The sequence below is a fragment of the Microbacterium sp. Leaf351 genome (assembly GCF_001423825.1).
In the GTDB taxonomy this organism is placed as follows: domain Bacteria; phylum Actinomycetota; class Actinomycetes; order Actinomycetales; family Microbacteriaceae; genus Microbacterium; species Microbacterium ginsengisoli.
Window position 1 is genome coordinate 11,594 of sequence record NZ_LMPK01000005.1, and the last position, 692, is coordinate 12,285.

Genomic DNA, 692 nt, shown 5'->3' on the forward strand with positions numbered 1-692 from the left:
ACTGAAGTCGTGCGGGAACTGTTCCTGATACAGATTGCGCCACATGAACGGGGCTGACTCGACGACCTCGGCCCAGGCGTGAAGGACGGGGCGGTTCAGAAGGTCGAACATGTGCCCGCCGACGATCGTCGGTCGTGAGGCGAACCGCGCGAACATGATCGATCGGCGCACGGACTCCGGCTCGATGAGGACGTCGTCGTCGAGCAGCTGGACGAAAGCGGTTTCCGGGCGCGACAGCGACTCGATCATCGTGCGGGCAAAGCCGCCAGACCCACCGAGATTGGGCTGCGTGATGACCACCAGCTGATCAGACAGCGCGGTGGCCACCTCGTCGAACCCGGTGGCATCAGTCACCGCGTCGGTGCCCTGGTCGACGAGGAAGATTCTGTCGACCAGGTCACGCAGATCCGGCGCATCGGCGATCTGGCGCAGGGTCTTCACACAGTAGGCCGGCTTGTTGTACGTGGTCACGCCGATCGATGCGCGTCCGTCGCGCGGCGGCTCGATGTCGCTCGTCCATTCAGCGCCGTCGATCTCCATCTCGGACTGGGCGATGACGTCGAACCAGATCCAGCCGCCGTCGCGGTAGGCGTCGAGGGGGATGTCGAAGGAGGTCTCGGTCGTGTCGGCCACCCCCGCGGAGTCGACCTCGCGCCGCACTCCGACGTCGGTCGACCGATAGACGACCAGGG

1 protein-coding gene is annotated in these 692 nt (G+C 65.5%); it reads right to left on the reverse strand.

Annotated features, from left to right (window positions below; all coding sequences use genetic code 11):
• Nucleotides 1–633: glycosyltransferase (locus ASG00_RS16435; RefSeq protein WP_235559066.1), on the reverse strand; the 633-nt coding region annotated here is incomplete at its 3' end.
• Nucleotides 634–692 lie beyond the last annotated feature (59 nt).